Raw genomic sequence first — 20,154 nt, 5'->3', positions numbered from 1 at the left:
CCACCCCCAACGACGCCCGCTCACAAACAAGCCCAGCCCCACCGACGCCCGCTCACAAACAAGCCGAAAAGACGGGATCCTCCTGCAGATGATCTGCGAGAGGATCCCGTCGTTTCGCCCGATCGGACGATATTGGTGAGCGAGCGTCCGCCGATCGGACGATATTGGTGAGCGAGCGTCCGCCGATCGGACGATATTGGTGAGCGAGCGTCGGAGTCTCAGAGATCCCGGATGGTTCGCAGCGCGGCGGCGGCCAGGACCTGGATCGCGAAGCCAAGGGCACGCTCGTCGACAATGAAGTCACCGCGGTGGAGATCGTATTCCTCGCCGCCCGGCGTGTGGGTCCCGAGCCGCATCATGGCACCCGGCAGGTCGGCCAGGAACCAGGCAAAGTCCTCGCCACCCATGGACTGGGGCGTCAGGACGACGGCGTGCTCGCCGAGTTCCGCACGGGCCGCGGCCTCGATGAGGGCAGTCTCGTGTTCCGAGTTGACGACTGGAGGGACACCGCGGGTGTGCTCAAGGTGCACGTCCACCCCGTACGGCGCGGCAACTTGTTGGACGACGTCGTCGAGCAACTCCCCTGCGCTGTGCCAGGCGTCCCTGTCGAGGCAACGCATGGTGCCGGCCATGTAGCCGTTGGCGGGGATGGCGTTGGGTGCGGAACCTGCCGCGATCTGGCCCCACACCACCGAAACGCCGCTGCGCACATCGACGCGACGGGACAGAACGGCCGGGACGTTGACGGCGATTTGGGCCAGCGCGAAGACCAGGTCTTCGGTCAAATGCGGACGGGAAGTGTGGCCGCCACGTCCGGTCAATTCGATTTTGATGGTGTCCGAGGCCGAGGTGATGGCGCCGATGCGCGTGCCGATCTTGCCAACGTTGATACGCGGATCGCAGTGCAGCGCAAGAATCCGCGGGACACCCTGCAGCACGCCCTGTTCGATGCAGGACAGCGCGCCGCCGGGCATGGTTTCCTCTGCAGGCTGGAAGATGATGCGCACCGTGCCGCCCAAGGGGGATTCCTGGTGCATGGCGTGCAGCACCAAGGCAATGCCAAGCATGCTCGTGGTGTGGACGTCATGCCCGCACGCGTGGGTGACACCGTGGTTCTTCGATGCGAACGGAAGCCCGGTCTCTTCGATGATGGGGAGGGCGTCGATGTCGCCGCGGAGGGCCGTCGCTATGGGCCCCTCGCCGACGTCGACCGTCAGCCCCGATCCTTCCAGCCGGCGGGGTTCAAGCCCCGCCGCTTCGAGCCGTTCAACCAGCTTGTCCGTAGTGCGAAATTCCTTGAAGGAAAGTTCGGGGTGCGCATGCAGATCCCTCCGGAATTCAATGAGTTCCGGCAAGAGATCGTCAAGCCATGGCTTCACCACAGGGGTCGGCTCGGTTTCGGTAGTGAAATTGCGCACCTCACAACTCTAGCCATCCGCGCCCTCCGAATAGCGAAAGGGGTCTCTTGGTTACGGACAGCGCCGAAAGGGGGCGCTAGAGAACGTCGGTGTCCCCGCTGGCCTTGAGTGCGTCCACCGCACCCTTGACCCGCTGGGCGTGCTCCTTCGTGGTGACAAGCAGCGCGTCCGGCGTATCGACGATCACGACGTCCTTGATCCCGATAAGGGCGATCACGCGCTTGGTGTCGGAGACGACCACGCCGCTGGCGTTTTCGGTGAAGACACGGGCGCCTTCGCCGAGGACCGTCACCTCATCGACGTCGCCGGCATTATTGAGCCGACCGATCGCGGCAAAGTCTCCGACGTCGTCCCAGCGGAAGGTACCGGGCACGACGGCGACATCCCCCGCCGCTGCGGCGGGTTCAGCCACTGCATAGTCAATGGCAATCTTCGGCAGGGTGGGCCACACCCGGGCGGTCACTTCATCGCGTTCCGGTGTGTCCCAGGCGTCGGCAATTTCCTGCAGCCCGGCAAACAAGACCGGCTGGTTTGCCTCCAGGTGCTTGAGCATGAGCGCAACGGGAGCGACGAACATGCCGGCATTCCAGACGTAGTCGCCCGTCTCGAGGTACTTCTTGGCAATGTCCTCGCTCGGCTTCTCGACGAATTCGACCACAGCGTGGGCGTTCGGTGCGTCGTCAATATTGAGCAAGTCGCCGGTGCGGATGTAACCGAACCCGGTCGAGGGGTGCGTGGGCTTGATGCCGATGGTGACGATCTTTCCGGCGGCAGCCGTGTGGATCGCCTCGCGGACAGTTTCCTGGAAGAGGTTGTCCGGGCTGATGACATGGTCGGCTGCGAACGAACCCATGATGGTGTCCGGGTCGCGACGGTAGAGGATGGCGGCGGCGAGGCCGATCGCGGCGCCCGAGTCCTTCGGTTCGCTTTCGAGGACCAGTTCGTCCTCGCCCACTTCGGGAAGCTGTCGGCAGACAGCAACCCGGTGCGCCACACCCGTAACCACCAACACGCGGTTGCCGGCCAACGGTTCTAGGCGGTCGTAAGTAGCCCGTAGAAGGGTGCTTCCCGAACCCGTGAGGTCATGCAGGAATTTGGGCGCAGCTGCTCGCGAAAGCGGCCACAGGCGGGTGCCCACTCCGCCGGCCGGAATAACCGCATGGAAGTGACGCAATGGCGATTCGGGGCTTGCAGCGTTTTCTTTACTCACCGCAACACCTTATCCGACACCCGCGCAAGTCCCACTTTGTGGTCTTCGTCTCACCCCCGCGGCGAAAAGACCGGAATTCAGGCGAACACCCGCACTCTCGTTACAAGAAGGGGTGCCTAAATTGAATAAGCTGTGAGCGAAGCCTAGATTTAGGCTGAGCTACGAGTGCTCTCGCGGCTGGCGTTCCCCCCGCATGGATCCCGTGCAAGCGCCGCTGTGTTGCAGGAAGGTTTATTCAGTGCCGACAAAACCAGCTGGCACCTTGTACCGCGGCCGTGAAGGCATGTGGTCCTGGGTTGGACACCGTATTACCGGTGTTGTGATCTTTTTCTTCTTGTTGGTCCATGTGCTGGACACCTCATTGGTGCGCGTGTCCCCGGAGGCCTACACCGCCGTTATCGGTGCCTACAAGAACCCGCTCATGGCCCTGGGCGAAACGGGCCTCGTCGCAGCGATCGTTTTCCACGCCTTCAATGGCCTGCGCGTCATCGCCATTGACTTCTGGAAGAAGGGCGCAAAGTACCAGCGCCAGATGCTGTGGACCGTCTTGGTACTGTGGCTGGTCGTTTTCGGGGCATTCGCCATCCGCCACCTGTCCCTCGCACTGGGAGGCCACTAAGCCATGAGTACTGACATTCAAACCCCGCGCAGCGGAAAAATCGGCAGCGGGAAGATCGCGCCGCAGTACCGTCGAGGCACCGGTTCCAAGGGGAACTTCGAGATGTTCGCGTGGTTGTTCATGCGGCTCTCCGGCGTCGTGCTCGTGGTCCTGATCTTCGGCCACCTCTTTGTGAACCTTATGGTGGGCGAGGGCATCCACGGCATCGACTTCGGCTTCGTGGCCGGCAAGTGGGCCGACCCGTTCTGGCAGTTCTGGGACCTGGCCATGCTGTGGCTCGCCATGCTGCACGGCACCAACGGCGTTCGCACCATCATCAACGACTACGCCGAGAAGGACGCCACCCGCCTCTGGCTCAAGGTGGTCCTTTGCGCGGCTACCGTCGTCATCGTCGTTCTTGGCACGCTCGTGATCTTCACGTTCAACCCGTGCCCCGTCGTCAACGGCGTTCAGCTGCCGGGCGGGTTCTGCCCGGCGCCGTAGCGGCTCCGCTGCACCGCCGGCTAGTCCGGCTGTGCACAACACGCGGAGCAGGCTCCGCCGACCATCTGACTTAGAGAGAAAGAGCATCTGGTATGCAGGTCCATAAGTACGACGTCGTTATTGTCGGTGCCGGCGGCGCCGGCATGCGCGCCGCGATCGAATCCGGTCAGCGCGCACGCACCGCAGTACTGACCAAGCTCTACCCCACCCGTTCCCACACTGGCGCGGCCCAGGGCGGCATGTGCGCAGCCCTGGCCAACGTCGAAGAGGACAACTGGGAGTGGCACACGTTCGACACCATCAAGGGTGGCGACTACCTGGTTGACCAGGACGCAGCCGAGGTCATGGCGAAGGAAGCCATCGACGCCGTGCTGGACCTGGAGAAGATGGGCTTGCCGTTCAACCGCACGCCCGAAGGCCGCATTGACCAGCGCCGTTTCGGTGGCCACACCCGTGACCACGGCAAGGCTCCGGTCCGTCGCGCCTGCTATGCAGCAGACCGCACCGGTCACATGATCCTGCAGACGCTGTACCAAAACTGCGTCAAGCACAACGTCGAGTTCTACAACGAGTACTACGTCCTGGACCTGCTGACCGTCGAGGAAGACGCCGTCCGCGAAGACGGAACGCCGTACAAGCAGAAGCGCGTAGCCGGCGTCGTGTCCTACGACCTCGCCTCCGGCGAGTTGCACGTTTTCCAGGCCAAGTCCGTGGTGTTCGCCTCCGGCGGCGCAGGCAAGGTCTTCAAGACCACGTCCAACGCCCACACCCTGACCGGTGACGGCATGGGCATCGCCTTCCGCCGCGGAATCCCGCTGGAGGACATGGAGTTCTTCCAGTTCCACCCGACCGGTCTGGCCGGCTTGGGCATCCTCCTCTCGGAAGCTGCCCGCGGCGAAGGCGCGATCCTTCGCAACTCCGAGGGTGAGCGTTTCATGGAACGCTACGCACCCACCATCAAGGACCTCGCTCCCCGCGACATCGTGGCCCGATCCATGGCAAACGAAGTCCGCGAAGGACGCGGCTGCGGCCCGAACAAGGATTACGTCCTCTTGGACCTGACCCACCTTGAGCCGGCACACATCGACGCGAAGCTTCCGGACATCACCGAATTCGCGCGCACGTACCTCGGCGTCGAGCCGTACACGGAACCGGTTCCGGTGTTCCCGACGGCGCACTACGCCATGGGCGGCATCCCCACCAACATCACCACCGAGGTCCTCCAGGACAACGACACCATCGTGCCGGGCCTGTACGCGGCCGGCGAAGTTGCTTGTGTCTCGGTCCACGGCTCCAACCGCTTGGGTACCAACTCGCTGCTGGACATCAACGTCTTCGGCAAGCGTGCAGGCATTGCGGCAGCCGAATACGCCAAGACTGCTGACTTCGTGGAGCTCCCGGAAGACCCGGAGGCGTACACGCTGGATCTGCTGAACCACGTCCGCACTTCCGATGGTGGTGAGAGGGTTGCCGCGATCCGCAAGGAACTGCAGGACACCATGGATGCCAACATGCAGGTGTTCCGTACCGCGGACACCCTGAACCAGGTTCTCGCGGACATCGCGTCCCTCGAGGAGCGCTACCAGCGCATCAGCGTCCAGGACAAGGGAAAGCGCTTCAACCTTGACTTGCTCGAAGCGGTGGAACTGGGCTTCCTGCTGGAACTTGCCAAAGTCATGACAGTGGCTGCCCTGCACCGCGAGGAGTCCCGTGGAGGCCACTTCCGGGAGGACTTCCCGGAGCGCGACGACGAGAAATTCATGAAGCACTCCATGGCGTATAAGGATGAGCACGCCCCGGCGGACGGATCTGCGGAAGCAATCGCGGGCATCCGACTCGGCACCAAGCCTGTTGTCTTTACGCGCTACGAGCCGATGGTGAGGAAGTACTAAGATGTCTGCTGAACTTGCTGAGCCAGCATCCAAGATCGAGCTGCCCGCGCACATTGGTGGAGGAGGGGAAATTCCCACCTTCAATATCACGCTGCGAGTGCGACGCTACAACCCGGAGGTCTCGGAAGAGCCCGCATGGGAAGACCACCAGCTGACGATGTACGGTACCGACCGCGTGCTGGACGCCCTGCACAAGATCAAGTGGGAGATCGACGGCTCGCTGTCCTTCCGCCGTTCCTGTGCCCACGGCGTTTGTGGCTCCGACGCCATGCGCATCAACGGCCGTAACCGCCTCGCGTGCAAGACCCTGCTGAAGGACCTGGACACCTCCAAGCCCATCACAGTTGAACCGATCAAGGGCCTCCCGGTGGAGAAGGACCTGATCGTGGACATGGAGCCGTTCTTCCAGTCCTTCCGCGAGGTCATGCCGTTCCTGATCAACAAGGGCCACGAGCCCACCAAGGAACGCCTGCAGTCGGTCGAGGACCGTGAACGGTTCGACGACACCACCAAGTGCATCCTGTGCGCTGCCTGCACGTCGTCCTGCCCCGTGTTCTGGACGGACGGCCAGTATTTCGGCCCGGCCGCCATCGTGAACGCGCACCGCTTCATCTTCGATTCGCGCGACGATGCCGGTGACATGCGCTTGGAGATCCTCAACGACAAGGAAGGCGTGTGGCGCTGCCGCACTACCTTCAACTGCTCGGAGGCTTGCCCGCGTGGCATCCAGGTGACCCAGGCCATCGCCGAGGTCAAGCAGGCCATCCTGGCACGCAAGATCTAGTCCGGAATTTAGAATACGACGACGACGGCGTCCCCTTGGTGGGGTCCGCCGTCGTCGTTGTTTAAGACTCGCTCGCACAACGAAAGGCGGACAGGTGTCCAAATCCACGAAGATCACCTTCGAAGGCAGCACCGGAGATCTCCTGGCTGGGATCGTGGACGTGCCTGAGGGCCCTGTCAGGGGCTGGGGTGTGTTTTCCCATGGTCTGACCCTCGGAAAGGACAGCCCGTCAGCCTCGCGCATCTGCAAAGGCTTGGCGGATCTCGGGGTCGGCATGCTTCGCTTCGACAACCTTGGACTGGGTGACTCAGCCGGCGATTGGTCAGCAGGATCGTTCAGCGTGAAAGTGGCAGACACCATCCGCGCCGCAGAGTTCATGCGAGCCGAAGGCAAGGAAATCTCCCTGCTCGTGGGCCACTCCTTCGGCGGGGCCGCCGTGTTGGCCGCCGCCCTCAGCCTCCCGGAGGTACGTGCCGTGGCGACTGTCGGCGCCCCGTTCCAGCCCAGGCATGTGGAGCACATGTTCGACGCCGAAGTCAGCACGATTCTCAGCGAAGGCAGCGCTGAGGTCAATTTGGGCGGCAGGCGCATGGAGGTTCGCCGACACTTTGTGGAAGACGTGGAGAAGGCCGATCTCAGGGATTGCATCCGTACCCTGCACAGGCCCCTCATGGTGCTGCACTCCCCCACAGACAACACCGTGGGCATCGACAACGCCAGCGAAATCTTCCAGACGGCACGGCACCCGCGGAGCTTCATTTCGCTCGAAGGCAGCGACCACCTTTTGACGGGCAAAGGACAAGCAGCCCGGGTTGCAGGGATCATCTCCGCCTGGGCCGGGCAATACCTCGGCGACTAGCGCGAGACCCAGCCCAACTAACTCGCAGTTGTTGTCGTTATGAAGCTCCAAAACGACAACAACTGCCAGTCAGTTGGGGCGCTGGCTGACTTCAGGAGTCCCTTGCGTGGAACGTGCGCGGCGAAGGGTGCCGCGATCCGAGGGCCGGCTTGGGGTGCTCTTGTGCGCCGGTATCCGCTTCCCGGACGGCCGCCCACGCCCCGGAGACCAAGTAGACCTGGCTGACCAGGTTGAACCAGATCAGAAGCCCGATGATGATGGCGAATGAGGCCAGGATGGGGTTCCGTCCGGCATTCGCCAGCAACTCCGTGCTGAAGATCTGGAGGATGGTGGTTCCGATTCCGGCCAGCACTGTTCCTTCCACGAACGCTTGGCGGCGAAGTTTCAGGCGGCCTGCGAAGCGGAACATGATCACCGCCGTCGCCCAGTTGAGGACCAGTGGAACGGCCGTGCGAACGAGCCACGTGACGGGGCCGGCAACGGCGTCGGCCAACCCGAGCCGTTCGATGATCCATCCGGCTGCCGTCCCGAACACCAGCGAAACACCGGCGCTGACCACCAAGGCTGCGCCGAGCAGCAGGAGGGTACCGGCGTCGCGGGCCTTCATCAGCAGGGGGTTCTCTTGTACGGACTCCAGCCCGGAGACTCCGCGAAGACCCTCCCGGATCCCGGCGATCCAGCCGAGCGCGGTAAATACCGTGACGACGGCGGCTATGGCGGCAGTCCAACCGAGTCCTGTGGGATTGAGGAGATCATGCGGATCCACCAGGCCGTTGCCGCCGTTGGTTTTCAGGAGTCCCGGGGCAGCCGTGGCGACGCTCGAGACGATTGAATCAACCAGTTGGGGTTGCCCATTGAGGACCAAGCCGGTCACGGCGAATCCCGTGGCCAGCAGTCCTGTGATGGAGAAGAACATGGTGAAGCCTATGCCGGCGCTCAACAGCGGTCCGTGGCGCAGGTTGTAGAGGTTGAAGGCGCGCATGGGCCGGAAGTTGCTCAGCCGGGCGAGGGCCAGATTGATGAACGCCGGTATTGTGGCGCCCCTATTGCCTGAGCGCCTGGCTTTGCCCCATTCGACCTGACGGTGAATGAGCTGCAGCTTCAGCTGCGCCCCTTCAGTCGGCAGTGGTGGCCTTTCGGCCTGCTGCCGGTCGTTGTGCTGTGTTTTTCCGTGCTTGGTCTGCGTCGCCGCCAAAGTCGAGCTCTTCCCGTAGCTGCCAAATGCCATTGTCGTCGTGCTCGTAAAGTCCCATGCTAACCACAGGGAAGGTGGCGCTGTAGTTCTTGAGCACCATTTCGGCCTCGTCCAAGCTTGCGGGAGCGACGTCGTGGGCTACCGTCACGTGCGGGTGGTAGGGGAAAGGAAGTTCGCGTTCGAGGGGGCCGGTCTGCAGTTGTTCGTGCAGGCCCACACACTCCTCGAAACCGTCTTCGACCTTCAGGAACACCACCGGGGACACCGGACGGAAGGAGCCCGTGCCGGAAATCGTGATCTCGAATGGTGCCTGGCGCCGGGCGACATCGCGAACGTGTTCGAGGGTTGCTTCCCAGTCCTGGGCAGGCGTCGTGGTGACGAGGGTGATGTGGGCCGGGATGACTTCCGCCATCGGATCGCCGAAGGATGCACGCCATTGCTGCAGTTCCTGGGCGACTTCACGGGGGAAACCCAGGATGACCCCTACGCACATGTTGTCCCCGCATGCGCTGGCAGACTGGTGTGCGCCCGTGTCCAGGCGGGCGTCAGCCGCCTGGCCGGCTCCCCTTGAAAGGGAGCCGGCCTGGACGCTGAGCTTGCCAGCTGCGCACATGGCTTTAGCGGATTCCTTGTGCTCCGCCGTAAGGCAGGAAGCCCACCTTGGCGTAGACGTCGGCGAGCGTGGCCGAGGCGATCTCCCGGGCTTTGTCCGCCCCATGGGCGAGGAGCCGGTCGAGCTCGGCCGGATCGGCCAGAAGCTCGTTGGCGCGGTCCCGGATCGGCCCGAGATGGGTTGCAACGAGTTCAGCGAGGTCGACCTTCAGGTGGCCGTACATCTTGCCTTCGTAGTCCGCCACGATCTTCTCCACCGGTTGGCCACTGATGGACGAGTAGATGCTCAGCAGGTTGGACACTCCTGGCTTGGCTTCGCGGTCGAAACGGATTTCCGTCTCGGTGTCCGTGACTGCCGACTTGATGCGTTTGGCCGTGATCTTCGGATCATCGAGCAGGTTGATCAGGCCGGCCGGCGACTCCGCGGACTTGGACATCTTGGCCGTCGGGTTCTGGAGATCGTAGATCTTGGCCGTTTCCTTCTGGATGAAGGCCTGCGGCACCTGGAACGTCTCACCGTACCGGCTGTTGAAGCGCTGGGCGAGGTCCCGGCTCAGTTCAATGTGCTGCCGCTGGTCTTCGCCTACGGGTACCCCGTGTGGCTGGTACAGCAGGATGTCGGCTGCCTGCAGGATCGGGTACGTGAAGAGCCCGACGCTCGCGTGGTCCGAACCGTGTTGCAGCGACTTGTCCTTGAACTGGATCATGCGCGAGGCCTCGCCGAAGCCAGTGATGCAGCCCAGAACCCACGCCAGCTGGGCGTGCTCAGGAACCTGGGACTGGACGAACAGCGTGCACTTGTCCACATCTACGCCGCCGGCGATGTACTGCGCAGCGGTGACGCGTGTCCGGCGGGCCAGCTCGGCGGGATCCTGCGGCACCGTAATGGCATGCAGGTCCGGGATGAAGAAGATGGCGTCATATTCGTCCTGCATGCGGACCCAGTTGACCAAGGCACCCAGGTAGTTGCCCAGGTGGAGGGAGTCAGCAGAGGGCTGCATGCCGGACAGCACGCGGTGCCTTGCTCCGGCGGCCAGTTTGGTGGATGTTGCCTTGGCTGCAGCTGCAGCGGGTTCAGTCGTGGTGGAACTGGTCATGAGGAAAACTTTCGAAAGCCTAGAGCTGGTAGTCGACTACCAGCGGTGCGTGGTCGGAGAAACGGGTGTCCCACGACGGCGCCCGGTCGACGACGGCCGAAAGTGCGGCTGCCGCGAGTCCAGGAGTGGCCATGTGGTAGTCGATGCGCCAGCCTGTGTCAGTGTCGAAGGCCTTACCGCGCTGGGACCACCAGGTGTAGGGGCCATCGACATTTCCTGCCAGGCCCCTGTGGACATCCCTCCATCCGATCTCGTCGCCGAAGAAGCGGTCGAAGTACGCGCGCTCCTCAGGAAGGAAACCGGCACGCTTGGTGTTGCCCTTCCAATTCTTGATGTCGAGCTCGGTGTGGCCCACGTTGAGGTCGCCCACAACGAGTGCATGCTCACTGTGCTTGGCAAGTTCCGGAAGCCTCGTGGTCATGACATCCAGGAAGCGGTACTTGTCCACCTGCTTGGGCGTGTCCGCTTCGCCGGAGTGCACATAAGCGCTAACGACCGTCAGGGTGGTGTCCTTGCCGCCGCCGTCCCGAACGACGTAGTCGGCCTCGACCCAGCGTCCAGCGGTGGCGAAGTAGTCGTCGCCGATGCCCACGCGTGTGGCAACCGGTTCCTGCCGGGAGGCGATTGCAACGCCGGCGCGCCCCTTTGCCTCGGCCTCGGCGTGCAGGATGTACCAGCCTTCGCCGATGAGTTGTTGAACCACCTCGTCAGGCGCGCGGACTTCCTGGAGACACAGGATGTCGACGTCGCGCGGTTCCAGCCATTCCGCCATGCCCTTCTTGAAGGCGGCGCGAATGCCGTTGACGTTGACCGTTGCGATGCGAAGGAAGTCCTTCTTCAATGCCGAGCTCACCCCGCCTACTCTAGTCGATGATGGTGCCCGAGACGGGCTCGTCACCGCCGCCGGAGGACTTGATCATGTCCCGGGCATTGCTCGACGTGATGGCGATGGTCTCCAGGGCGCGATTGATGGTGTCCTGGTCGGCTGCGTCGCCCTTGGCTCGTTCGTCCTCGACCACTCGTACTTGCACCTGGACGATCTTGAAGGAGTGGTCCAGCTTGAGGTCCCGGATTTCATCCGCTTCGTTCCGTTCCGAGACCACCCGGGTGCCACCGTGGTCGGCGCTCGACGACGACGGCGCGCGGCCGGTTGCCGCGTTGAAGGCGTTCTGGGCTTCGGTGAGTTTTTCACCGGCCCGCCTGGCGGCCTTCTGGATGCTGAAGACCACGAAGGCGGCGAGGGCGAGCCAGCCGAAGGAGACAACGGCGACGATCCAGCCGACGACGTCGTTGTGGTTGGCCGCGAAGATCACGGCCACGAGGAAAGCGATGAGCACCACGGTCATGCCCAGTCCACCGATGCGGAAGCCTTTGAAAGGGCTCCTGGCGGAAGCGGACGAGGGAACAGATGACGGGGAGTCGCCGAGGGATCGCATGCACCCATTGTCGCAAACTCCCGGCGGCGAACCGCTCTCTTCCACCCCCGGCGAACAGCCTGGCCGGCTATTTCAGGAAGAGCTTGCGCAACCTTCCGGTGGTGAGCGTGATCCCGAGGGCGATCATCACGAGGTAGTAGGCGATATGGACTGCCGTGGCCGGGCTGAAGGAACCAATGCTGATCTGCCGCAGGAGTTCCACGCCGTGCCACAGCGGCATCGCTTGGATGAGCCACTGGATGTATTGCGGATAGACGCTCAGCGGGTAGAACGTGGCACTGAAAAGGAACATCGGCAGCATGAAGAAGTTGATCCAGTCCATCTGTTGGAAGGTCTTCATGAAGCTGGTGATGCCCATGCCGAAACTCGCAAAACCGAAAGCGATCAGCACCGAGGCCGGAATGACGAGAATGGCCCATGGCGTGGTGATGAGTCCCATGACGGCCATCACGGCCGTGAACCCCGTGGCATACAGGAGTCCGCGCAGCAGGGCCAGGAAGATCTCGCCGATGGCCACGTCCAATGGTCCAAGGGAGGTATAGAGCATTCCCTGGTACAGCTTGGCGAAGTTCATCTTGAAGAAGACGTTCCAGGTTGAGTCGTAGACGGCGCCGTTCATTGCGGACACGGCCAGGAGCGCGGGAGCGATGTAGGCCGCATAACTGATCTCCTGGCCGCCGGGCCCCGCCACGGTACCCACTATGGGCCCTAGCCCGACGCCCATCGAAATGAGGTACAGTACCGGCTCGAAGAACCCGGAGACGAGGATCAACCAGGTGCTGCTTTTCGCTGCCATGAGGCCCCGGGACACAACAGCCAGCGCGTTGCGGGAGTACAGCGGGCCGAAGGTGCGTTCCCGGGCAGCGTCGGTGGCGCTATGGCCTCCCGTAAGAACGCTCATGTCCCCATCCTCCTGACGAACTGGCGGCGAGTCAGCGTCCAACCGGCAGCGGCGGCGCCCACAAGGAACACGACGTGGGTCAGGGTCAACAAGGGATTCTCCTCGAGTCCATAGGTGAAGACGCGGCCCAGTTGCGTTCCGTGCCACACCGGGGAGATCCAACCGATCCATCGCACCCCGAGCGGCAGCGAATCCAGCGGGAAGAACGTGCCCGAGAACAGGAACAGCGGCACCACGATGAATCGCTGCACCAACGCGAACTGGCCGGAGTCCTTGGTGATGGTCGAGGCATAAGCCATGAGCGGCAGCCCGAAGGACAAACCGGCCACTGTCGCAACTATCGCCGACACCCATCCCCACGGACTCGGCGAGGCACCGAACATGGCCACGATCGCGAAGTAGACCACTGATTGCACGAGGAACTTCAAGGCACTGGCCATGATGTGCCCCGCGGCGATCTGCTGGGGTACGAGCGGGGAGGCGTGCGGGCCATAGAATACGCGGCGCCATTTGAAGCCGTCCATGATCGGGTAGGAAAAGTCCCCCGACGCCGTCATGACGGCGGATGAAACCAACAGTGCGGGTGCGATGAAAGTCAGGTAGTTCACGCCACCGAACACGGCCGCGCTGTTCGCATCCACGAGGCTCGCCAGCCCGACTCCCATCGCGAACAGGTACGCCACCGGCTGCCCCACGCTGTACAGGAAGACGGACCAGCCGTAGCCGCGCATCACTCGCAGGACCTGTTCGGCGTAGAAGAAGGATCCCCAGCGCTTCGCCCGGCTGGCTGAAACGGCCGGCGAGTGCGCGCTAGTCAACGAGGCTCCGTCCGGTCAGCCGGAGGAAGACGTCCTCCAGCGAAGAACGCCGCACGAGCGAAGTCAGGGGACGGAGCCGGCGCGCGGAGACCTGCTCCAGGGCCGATTCGCCGTCGTTCGCGTAGATGAGCACCCGGTCCGGTAGCGTCTCGACGCGTTCGCCGATGCCCGCGAGTTCGACTCCGATGGTGGCGTTTCGTTCCGAACCGAAGCGGAGTTCAAGCACCTCGCGCGTGGAATATTCACGGATCAGGCTCGCCGGCGAGCCTTCGGCCATGATCCTACCTTTGTCCACCACGATCAGCCGGTCGCAAAGCTGTTCGGCCTCGTCCATGTAGTGCGTGGTGAGGATCAGCGTGACACCTTGTTCCTTGAGCCGGAACAGCCGGTCCCAAAGGATGTGCCGGGCCTGCGGGTCCAGTCCGGTAGTGGGCTCGTCCAGGAGCAGGATCTTGGGCTCGTTGATGAGCGAGCGGGCAATCGTGAGACGCCGTTTCATGCCGCCCGAGAGAGCATCGACCCTGGACTTGGCTTTGTCCGTCAGCTGGGCGAACTCGAGCAGCTCATCGGCCTTGGGACGCAAGTAGCTCAAGGGCAGGCCGAAGTAGCGGCCGTAGACAATCAGGTTTTCGCGGACCTTCAGTTCCTCGTCCAGGTTGTCCTGCTGCGGCACCACCCCGAGGTGCGCACGGACTTCCGGACCATGGGTTTCCGGATCCAGGCCCATGATGCTGAGCTTCCCGGACGTGCGCTGGGAGACTCCGCCGATCATCTTCATGGTGGTCGATTTGCCGGCGCCGTTGGGGCCAAGCAGTCCGAAGGACTCCCCTGCCGGGACCTCGAAGGAAATACCGTCGACGGCCGTGAGCTCGCCGTAGCTCTTGGTGAGGTTTTCGGCTGTGATGACTGCGGCTGGGTTCATCTCGAAGCTGGCTGACGTGGAGAAAGAACGGGTGGCTTCATTGTGCACCCCAGCAGACTAGTAGAGCCAAGGAATACGTGAAAGAGGTATTCCGCAATTTTCTGGACTAAATCTCTGGACCCTGAGCGACATTCTGCTGGATCACGCCAAACCTCAGGCCCTGGAACCTCTCGATTCCAAGGCCTGACGGTTTATCCAGACGAGTGATCCAGCAGAATCCGCCCGTTCCCTACTTCGTCGGATGGGTCCGCAGCACTTCCAAGCGCTGGCGGTACTCGGTCTCGTCGATTTCGCCCCGTGCGTAGCGCTCCCTCAGCACGCTTTCGGCGCCTTGGGTTGCTGCCCAATAGTGGTTCCGGCGCCACATCCGGCGGCCGAAGAAGATGAAGAATCCGATGACCAGGAACCAAAACAGCGGGATCAGGAGGAAAAACGGCCAGAAGACGAATCCGTCCCCCGGTCCATGGACGACGTCGGCGGGAAGCTGCGCGGCCGCGGCGCCGATGGTGGTGCTCAGTGATGTCAACATGTCCAGTCCAAACTCTCAACAGGCCGTATCTCGGCTCTGGTTCCAGTCTGGTTTTTGGCCCATCGAAACGCGTCGGCCACCGGGAGTCACTTGCGCCCTGCCGCCTACTCCCCCGGGAGACTGCGGGACAGGGCTAGCTGCTCCAGCCCGGCCGGACCAAGCCGGATTCGTATGCCAGCACCACCAATTGGGCACGGTCCCGGACCAGCAGTTTGGTCATGATTCGTGAAACGTGCGTCTTCGCCGTCAGCGGGGTGATGAACAGCCGCTCGGCGATCTCAGCGTTGTTCAGGCCTTCGCCTACCAGCGCGAGGACTTCCCGTTCCCGATCCGTGATTTGGTCCAGGGGCACTGTCTTCGACGCCGCCTTGCTGTGCAGGGCAAGCTGGGCCATGATGCGGCGGGTCACGGACGGCGAAAGGAGCGCGTCGCCGTCGTGAACTACCCGCACGGCGCGGATCAGTTCCTCCGGTTCGGTGTCCTTGACGAGGAAGCCGGCCGCGCCCGCACGCACGGCCTCGGCGATATATTCGTCCAGCTCAAACGTTGTGAGGATGATGATCCGGGTGTGGGCGAGGCGGGGGTTGGCCAGGATTTGCCGGGTTGCGGCCAGCCCGTCGCCATCGGGCATGCGGATGTCCATGAGCACGACGTCGGGCGCCTCACGCTCGGCCAACCTCACGGCGTCCCGGCCGGTACCGGCTTCCGCTACCACTTCCATGTCCGGTTCAGCGTCCAGGAGGGCACGGAATCCCGCGCGGATCAGGTTCTGGTCGTCGGCGAGCAGCAAGCGGATCATCGCTGGTGTCCTTCTTGCCCGGCGTTCAGCGGGAGGTTCGCTTCCACGCGCAGCCCCGGCTCCAGCGGCGTCAGGCCAAGCGTGCCGCCAAGGGCCTCGACGCGCTCCCGCATGCCCCGCAGCCCGTTCCCGGCGGCCGCTACCCGGAGGCCTCCGCCGTCGTCGTCGATCCTCACCCGCAGCGCGTTCCCCGCCAATTCGAGAAGTACGACGGCGGACGCCGCGCCTGAGTGCCTGCGGACGTTGCTTAGCGCTTCCTGGACGATCCGGTAGGCGGCTTCCTGCTGGGTTGGGCCTGCCCTGTCCGCCCCTACCGAGTTTTCGAACCGCACTTCCAAGCCGCCCCGCCTCGCGTCGTCCACGAGTTCCGGGATCCGCCCCAGACTTGGCGGCGCCGCGGGACTCAGCGGGGCGTCGTCGCGCAGCACCCCGAGGAGCTGACGGACTTCGGCCAGGGATTCCTTGCTCGCTGCCTTGATGGCTTCCAGCGCCGGGCGGAGTTTCTCGGGATCGTTCGTTCCCAGATGGAGCGCCACGGAAGCCTGGACGTTGATCATCGAGAGAGAGTGGGCCACCACATCGTGGATGTCCCGGGCGAGCGTGAGCCGGTACTCGTCGCGTTCGGCCTGTTTCGCGGCCTCCCGCCGACGCCGGTATTCGGCCATCCGCTCGCCCCGCCGTCGGAAGCCTTCACCGATCAGGACAAGGATCGCCGCCCAGGCAACACCGGCAGAGGCCCGGACCAACCCCGTCTCATCCCCCGCGAGGACAGCCATCAGCACGACGGCTACGGCGCAAATTCCCGCCCCAAGCCAGGCCTGCCAGCGCAGCCCCGCGGCGGCGGTGAGGACGATCGAGAAAGCCAGGGACAGCACGATGGGACCCCACGCGTAACCGAGAAGTAAATAGCTGGACGTGGCTGCGAGGGTGATCGGCAGCATGACGGCGGGCCTGCGTGTCCGGAAAGCCAAGGCCGCGGGACCGGCCAAAAGCAGCATGAACGCAAGCGGGTCCAAGGGGCGCAGGGCAGCCTGATGGCTCGCCGAAAAGACGGTCCCCAAGACCTGGATCAGGGCAACCGCGATCACGATGAAACTCGTGGGAGGACCCTGGAAACGCCGCTGCATGCTCCGAGCCTAGCCGCGGAGGGCGCCGGCGTCGTCGGGTTAACGATGTAGGGCGCCTACTCCCGCGGGAGTAGGCGCCCTACACAGCGCTGGGGAGCAAAATCAGGCGGCGCCGGAGACGCTTCCCGCTGCCACTTGACGTTCCGCGGCTTCGACCACGTTGGTCATGAGCAGCGCCACGGTCATCGGACCCACGCCGCCGGGATTCGGCGAAATCCAGCCGGCTACATCGGCAACGGCGGGGTCGATGTCGCCGTGGACCTTGCTCTTGCCCGTCTCGGGGTCGGTTTCGCGGGTGACACCGACATCGAGCACGGCAGCGCCCGGCTTCACGTCCGCAGGCTTGACGATGTGCTTTGCACCCGCCGCGCCTACGATCACGTCCGCCAGCCGCAGCAGCTCCGAGAGGTTCTTGGTGCCGGTGTGCGTCAGCGTGACGGTGGCGTTCACGGCCCGCCGGGTGAGCAACAGGCCGATCGAACGGCCGATCGTGACGCCGCGGCCGACCACCACGACGTGCTTGCCGGCGAGGCTGTAGCCGTTGCGCTCCAGGAGCTCGATGACGCCGCGGGGTGTGCATGGCAGCGGCGAGGTGATCTCTCCGTTGACGTTGAGCACCAGCCGGCCCAGGTTGGTCGGGTGCAGGCCGTCGGCATCCTTGGCGGGGTCGATCCGCTCGAGGATGGCATCGGTGTCCAGGTGCTTGGGCAGCGGCAACTGCACGATGTAACCGTGGCAGGCGGGGTCCGCATTGAGTTCGTCAATGAGGGCCTCAACCTGGGCCTGGGTGGCGTCCGCCGGAAGCTCACGCTGGATCGAGTTCATCCCGATCTCCACAGACTGCTTGTGCTTCATGGACACGTAAAGCTGCGAGGCAGGGTCCGCACCTACGAGCACAGTGGCAATGCCCGGAGTTACGCCGCGGGCCCTCAGGGCAGCGACACGCTCAGTGAGCTCAGACTTGATGGCCGCGGCGGCGGCCTTGCCGTCAAGGATCTTCGCGGTCTGCGCCATGGACGGGTTCACCACTGCTCGTGCTGCGGGTACAGCGGGAAGTCAGCGGCGAGCTTGTCGACGCGGGCCTGCAAGGCTTCAACGTCGGTAGCGGAGCCGGACTTCAACGCCGAAGCGATGATTTCGGCAACCTCGGTGAATTCGGTGGCACCGAAGCCGCGGGTAGCCAGGGCAGGGGTACCGATGCGCAGGCCGGAGGTGACCATCGGCGGGCGGGGGTCGAACGGAACGGCGTTGCGGTTGACGGTGATGCCCACCGAGTGCAGGAGGTCCTCGGCCTGCTGGCCGTCCAGCTGCGAGTTGCGCAGGTCCACGAGGACCAGGTGGACGTCGGTGCCGCCTGTCAGCACGGAAACGCCGGCTTCAGCGACGTCGGCCTGGTTGAGGCGATCGGCGATGATCTTGGCGCCTTCGAGGACGCGCTCCTGGCGCTCCTTGAATTCCTCGCCGGCAGCGATCTTGAAAGCAACGGCCTTGGCGGCGATCACGTGCATGAGCGGGCCGCCCTGCTGGCCCGGGAACACGTTGGAGTTGAGCTTCTTCGCCCATTCCTGCTTGGCGAGGATCACGCCGGAACGTGGGCCGGCCAGCGTCTTGTGCACGGTGGAGGTAACGACGTCGGAGTGCGGCACCGGGCTCGGGTGCAGGCCTGCTGCGACGAGGCCGGCGAAGTGGGCCATATCCGTCCAGAGGAGCGCGCCGACCTCGTCGGCGATGGAACGGAAGGCTGCAAAGTCGAGGTGGCGCGGGTAGGCGGACCAGCCGGCGATGATGACCTGCGGCTTCTCGGCAATGGCCTGTTCGCGGAGCTTGTCCATGTCCACGCGGAAGTTGTCTTCTTCAACCTGGTAGGCAGCTACGTTGTAGAGCTTGCCGGAGAAGTTGAGCTTCATGCCGTGGGTCAGGTGGCCACCGTGAGCCAGGGAAAGGCCGAGGATCTTGTCACCAGGAGTGATCATGGCGGACAGGGCTGCGGCGTTGGCCTGGGCACCGGAGTGCGGCTGTACGTTGGCGTACTCGGCGCCGAAGAGCGCCTTCACACGGTCGATGGCCAGTTGCTCGGCGATGTCCACGTATTCGCAGCCACCGTAGTAGCGGCGGCCCGGGTAGCCTTCGGCGTACTTGTTGGTCAGGACCGAGCCCTGGGCCTCCATGACGGCGCGGGGCGCAAAGTTCTCGGAAGCGATCATTTCCAGGGTGCCGCGCTGGCGGCCGAGTTCCTGTTCCAGTACCGCGGCGATCTCGGGGTCGAGCTCGGAGAGCGGCTGGTTGCTGATGGTCGCGGAGGTGATGGTGGTGGTGGTCACGAAGATCTCCTGGATAGGCAACGGGTATTTCTACAGGTCAGGCTACCGGCTGGGTTTTTTCCATGCCTTTGATTACGGGGCATGGCACAGCGACAGTAAAACGTGACCCTCGGCCCAGGCGTACGATCCGTGGTCTTCATCAATGCCGCTCCCTGGTGGTACACCACCCAACGCCAGTCGCGACGACTTAAACAGTACAACAGGTGCGCAACGGTAGGCTTGATCGTGTGACTGACTCCACCCTGCCTACGTCTTTTGTTGTAACCCTGTCCTGCCCGGACCGGCCCGGAATTGTGCATGCCGTTGCAGGCGCTTTGTTGGAGGCTGGCTGCAACATCGCCGATTCCCAGCAATACGGCAGCCCCAGCACCGGAAACTTCTTCATGCGGGTGGAAGCCACGACGTCCTCGACCCAGGCTGAACTGAGTTCCGCGCTGGCCCCGGTGGCCGAAGCGTTCGATATGAAGTGGCAGATCAACCCCGTGGGCCAGAAGGTCCGTACCCTGATCCTGGGATCCAAGGACGCACACTGCCTCAACGATCTGCTCTTCCAGCAACGCACCGGCACCCTCCCCATCGAGGTGCCGGCCATCGTGTCCAACCACCGGGACCTCGAAGGCCTGGCGGAGTTCTACGGGATCCCGTTCCACTACATCCCTGTCACTCCGGACACCAAACCCCAGGCCGAGGCGAAGCTGCTCGAACTCATCCGTGAGCACGGCATCGAGTTGACCGTCCTGGCGCGCTACATGCAGGTGCTCTCCAACGAACTCTGTACGGAACTCAACGGCAAGGCCATCAACATCCATCACTCCTTCCTGCCGTCCTTCAAGGGCGCGAAGCCCTACCACCAGGCGCATGCCCGGGGCGTGAAGATCATCGGAGCCACTGCCCACTACGTCACGGCGGACCTCGACGAGGGCCCGATCATCGAGCAGGAAGTCATCCGGGTGGACCACGCCCGCACGGCCGAGCAATTCGTGCAGATGGGCCGCGACGTCGAGGGCCGCACGCTGGCACAGGCGGTGCAATGGCACGCCGAGCACCGCGTCTTGCTCGACGGCACCCGCACGGTGGTGTTCAACTAGCGCCCGTCCCCCCTCCCAACTAGCTCGCATTTGTTGTCGTTTTG

General features: G+C 63.8%; 21 protein-coding genes and 1 riboswitch. Of the genes, 6 read left to right on the top strand and 15 right to left on the bottom strand.

The window, feature by feature from the left end; genetic code table 11:
* Positions 1-218: 218 nt before the first annotated feature.
* Positions 219-1,418: an amidohydrolase gene (locus tag LFT47_RS06000; RefSeq protein ID WP_236816172.1), complete on the bottom strand. Its 1,200-nt coding sequence runs from the start codon at positions 1,416-1,418 to the stop codon at positions 219-221.
* A 76-nt stretch (positions 1,419-1,494) separates the two neighbouring features.
* A complete protein-coding gene (locus tag LFT47_RS05995) occupies positions 1,495-2,628 on the bottom strand; it encodes a mannose-1-phosphate guanylyltransferase (protein WP_236816171.1) in 1,134 nt (377 codons plus the stop codon).
* Positions 2,629-2,911: 283 nt separating this feature from the next.
* Between LFT47_RS05995 and sdhC the strand changes: the two genes are divergently transcribed.
* The 5 genes from sdhC to LFT47_RS05970 all read left to right on the top strand — a co-directional run bounded on the left by sdhC (position 2,912) and on the right by LFT47_RS05970 (position 7,265).
* Positions 2,912-3,247 (top strand): succinate dehydrogenase, cytochrome b556 subunit, encoded by a 336-nt coding sequence (gene sdhC, locus LFT47_RS05990; RefSeq protein ID WP_319801849.1) that lies wholly within the window; start codon positions 2,912-2,914, stop codon positions 3,245-3,247.
* 3 nt (positions 3,248-3,250) lie between these two features.
* Positions 3,251-3,730, top strand: a complete 480-nt coding sequence (locus tag LFT47_RS05985; protein WP_236816169.1) for a succinate dehydrogenase hydrophobic membrane anchor subunit — start codon at positions 3,251-3,253, stop codon at positions 3,728-3,730.
* Between the two features lie 92 nt (positions 3,731-3,822).
* Positions 3,823-5,622, top strand: a complete 1,800-nt coding sequence (gene sdhA, locus LFT47_RS05980) for a succinate dehydrogenase flavoprotein subunit (RefSeq protein WP_236816167.1) — start codon at positions 3,823-3,825, stop codon at positions 5,620-5,622.
* A gap of 1 nt (position 5,623) precedes the next feature.
* Positions 5,624-6,406, top strand: a complete 783-nt coding sequence (locus LFT47_RS05975) for a succinate dehydrogenase iron-sulfur subunit (RefSeq protein ID WP_236816162.1) — start codon at positions 5,624-5,626, stop codon at positions 6,404-6,406.
* 94 nt (positions 6,407-6,500) lie between these two features.
* The gene (locus tag LFT47_RS05970) at positions 6,501-7,265 is read left to right on the top strand and encodes an alpha/beta hydrolase family protein (RefSeq protein ID WP_236816160.1); all 765 of its coding nucleotides are present in this window, start codon (positions 6,501-6,503) and stop codon (positions 7,263-7,265) included.
* Between the two features lie 91 nt (positions 7,266-7,356).
* Here the strand turns inward: LFT47_RS05970 and LFT47_RS05965 are convergent, their stop codons facing one another.
* From LFT47_RS05965 to glyA, 13 genes are all read right to left on the bottom strand, one after another.
* Entirely contained in the window at positions 7,357-8,493 is a 1,137-nt protein-coding gene (locus LFT47_RS05965; RefSeq protein WP_442863437.1) for a YihY/virulence factor BrkB family protein, read from the bottom strand.
* Positions 8,381-9,073 (bottom strand): 2'-5' RNA ligase family protein, encoded by a 693-nt coding sequence (locus tag LFT47_RS05960; protein ID WP_236816159.1) that lies wholly within the window; start codon positions 9,071-9,073, stop codon positions 8,381-8,383. The genes LFT47_RS05965 and LFT47_RS05960 overlap by 113 nt, the downstream gene beginning before the upstream one ends.
* Before the next feature lie 4 nt (positions 9,074-9,077).
* Entirely contained in the window at positions 9,078-10,169 is a 1,092-nt protein-coding gene (trpS, locus tag LFT47_RS05955; RefSeq protein ID WP_236816158.1) for a tryptophan--tRNA ligase, read from the bottom strand.
* 19 nt (positions 10,170-10,188) lie between these two features.
* Entirely contained in the window at positions 10,189-11,022 is an 834-nt protein-coding gene (locus tag LFT47_RS05950; RefSeq protein WP_236816157.1) for an exodeoxyribonuclease III, read from the bottom strand.
* A 10-nt stretch (positions 11,023-11,032) separates the two neighbouring features.
* Entirely contained in the window at positions 11,033-11,605 is a 573-nt protein-coding gene (locus tag LFT47_RS05945; RefSeq protein ID WP_236816156.1) for a hypothetical protein, read from the bottom strand.
* A gap of 67 nt (positions 11,606-11,672) precedes the next feature.
* Positions 11,673-12,506, bottom strand: a complete 834-nt coding sequence (locus LFT47_RS05940; protein WP_234751259.1) for an ABC transporter permease — start codon at positions 12,504-12,506, stop codon at positions 11,673-11,675.
* The gene (locus LFT47_RS05935; RefSeq protein WP_236816155.1) at positions 12,503-13,324 is read right to left on the bottom strand and encodes an ABC transporter permease; all 822 of its coding nucleotides are present in this window, start codon (positions 13,322-13,324) and stop codon (positions 12,503-12,505) included. The genes LFT47_RS05940 and LFT47_RS05935 overlap by 4 nt, the downstream gene beginning before the upstream one ends.
* Positions 13,317-14,246, bottom strand: coding sequence for an ABC transporter ATP-binding protein (locus tag LFT47_RS05930; protein WP_236818394.1), 930 nt, complete (start codon positions 14,244-14,246; stop codon positions 13,317-13,319). Before LFT47_RS05930 ends, LFT47_RS05935 begins: the two co-directional genes overlap by 8 nt.
* A 229-nt stretch (positions 14,247-14,475) precedes the next feature.
* On the bottom strand, positions 14,476-14,775 hold the full coding sequence (locus LFT47_RS05925) for an SHOCT domain-containing protein (RefSeq protein ID WP_236816154.1): 300 nt from the start codon (positions 14,773-14,775) through the stop codon (positions 14,476-14,478).
* 133 nt (positions 14,776-14,908) lie between these two features.
* Entirely contained in the window at positions 14,909-15,574 is a 666-nt protein-coding gene (locus LFT47_RS05920) for a response regulator transcription factor (RefSeq protein ID WP_236816152.1), read from the bottom strand.
* The gene (locus tag LFT47_RS05915; RefSeq protein WP_236816150.1) at positions 15,571-16,701 is read right to left on the bottom strand and encodes a sensor histidine kinase; all 1,131 of its coding nucleotides are present in this window, start codon (positions 16,699-16,701) and stop codon (positions 15,571-15,573) included. The genes LFT47_RS05920 and LFT47_RS05915 overlap by 4 nt, the downstream gene beginning before the upstream one ends.
* A gap of 102 nt (positions 16,702-16,803) precedes the next feature.
* A complete protein-coding gene (locus LFT47_RS05910) occupies positions 16,804-17,715 on the bottom strand; it encodes a bifunctional methylenetetrahydrofolate dehydrogenase/methenyltetrahydrofolate cyclohydrolase (RefSeq protein WP_236816148.1) in 912 nt (303 codons plus the stop codon).
* An 8-nt stretch (positions 17,716-17,723) separates the two neighbouring features.
* Entirely contained in the window at positions 17,724-19,037 is a 1,314-nt protein-coding gene (glyA, locus tag LFT47_RS05905; protein WP_425550536.1) for a serine hydroxymethyltransferase, read from the bottom strand.
* Positions 19,038-19,127: 90 nt separating this feature from the next.
* Positions 19,128-19,213, bottom strand: a riboswitch (ZMP/ZTP riboswitch).
* A 36-nt stretch (positions 19,214-19,249) separates the two neighbouring features.
* Between glyA and purU the strand changes: the two genes are divergently transcribed.
* Positions 19,250-20,110: a formyltetrahydrofolate deformylase gene (purU, locus tag LFT47_RS05900; protein ID WP_236816146.1), complete on the top strand. Its 861-nt coding sequence runs from the start codon at positions 19,250-19,252 to the stop codon at positions 20,108-20,110.
* Positions 20,111-20,154: the final 44 nt, after the last annotated feature.

The sequence above is a fragment of the Arthrobacter sp. FW306-2-2C-D06B genome (assembly GCF_021789175.1).
Taxonomy (GTDB): Bacteria; Actinomycetota; Actinomycetes; order Actinomycetales; family Micrococcaceae; genus Arthrobacter.
Note: the sequence above shows the minus strand (reverse complement) of the source record. Positions and strands in the feature narration are given on the sequence as shown.

What these genes read in the sequence shown, in the direction of transcription:
- sdhC (WP_319801849.1), top strand. Translation starts at nt 2,912, where the DNA reads ATGTGGTCCTGGGTTGGACACCGTATTACCGGTGTTGTGATCTTTTTC.
- LFT47_RS05965 (WP_442863437.1), bottom strand. Translation starts at nt 8,493, where the DNA reads ATGGCATTTGGCAGCTACGGGAAGAGCTCGACTTTGGCGGCGACGCAG.
- LFT47_RS05910 (WP_236816148.1), bottom strand. Translation starts at nt 17,715, where the DNA reads ATGGCGCAGACCGCGAAGATCCTTGACGGCAAGGCCGCCGCCGCGGCC.
- trpS (WP_236816158.1), bottom strand. Translation starts at nt 10,169, where the DNA reads ATGACCAGTTCCACCACGACTGAACCCGCTGCAGCTGCAGCCAAGGCA.
- LFT47_RS05925 (WP_236816154.1), bottom strand. Translation starts at nt 14,775, where the DNA reads ATGTTGACATCACTGAGCACCACCATCGGCGCCGCGGCCGCGCAGCTT.
- LFT47_RS05945 (WP_236816156.1), bottom strand. Translation starts at nt 11,605, where the DNA reads ATGCGATCCCTCGGCGACTCCCCGTCATCTGTTCCCTCGTCCGCTTCC.
- LFT47_RS05975 (WP_236816162.1), top strand. Translation starts at nt 5,624, where the DNA reads ATGTCTGCTGAACTTGCTGAGCCAGCATCCAAGATCGAGCTGCCCGCG.
- LFT47_RS05920 (WP_236816152.1), bottom strand. Translation starts at nt 15,574, where the DNA reads ATGATCCGCTTGCTGCTCGCCGACGACCAGAACCTGATCCGCGCGGGA.
- LFT47_RS05960 (WP_236816159.1), bottom strand. Translation starts at nt 9,073, where the DNA reads ATGTGCGCAGCTGGCAAGCTCAGCGTCCAGGCCGGCTCCCTTTCAAGG.
- LFT47_RS05930 (WP_236818394.1), bottom strand. Translation starts at nt 14,246, where the DNA reads ATGAACCCAGCCGCAGTCATCACAGCCGAAAACCTCACCAAGAGCTAC.
- LFT47_RS05985 (WP_236816169.1), top strand. Translation starts at nt 3,251, where the DNA reads ATGAGTACTGACATTCAAACCCCGCGCAGCGGAAAAATCGGCAGCGGG.
- LFT47_RS05915 (WP_236816150.1), bottom strand. Translation starts at nt 16,701, where the DNA reads ATGCAGCGGCGTTTCCAGGGTCCTCCCACGAGTTTCATCGTGATCGCG.
- sdhA (WP_236816167.1), top strand. Translation starts at nt 3,823, where the DNA reads ATGCAGGTCCATAAGTACGACGTCGTTATTGTCGGTGCCGGCGGCGCC.
- LFT47_RS05940 (WP_234751259.1), bottom strand. Translation starts at nt 12,506, where the DNA reads ATGAGCGTTCTTACGGGAGGCCATAGCGCCACCGACGCTGCCCGGGAA.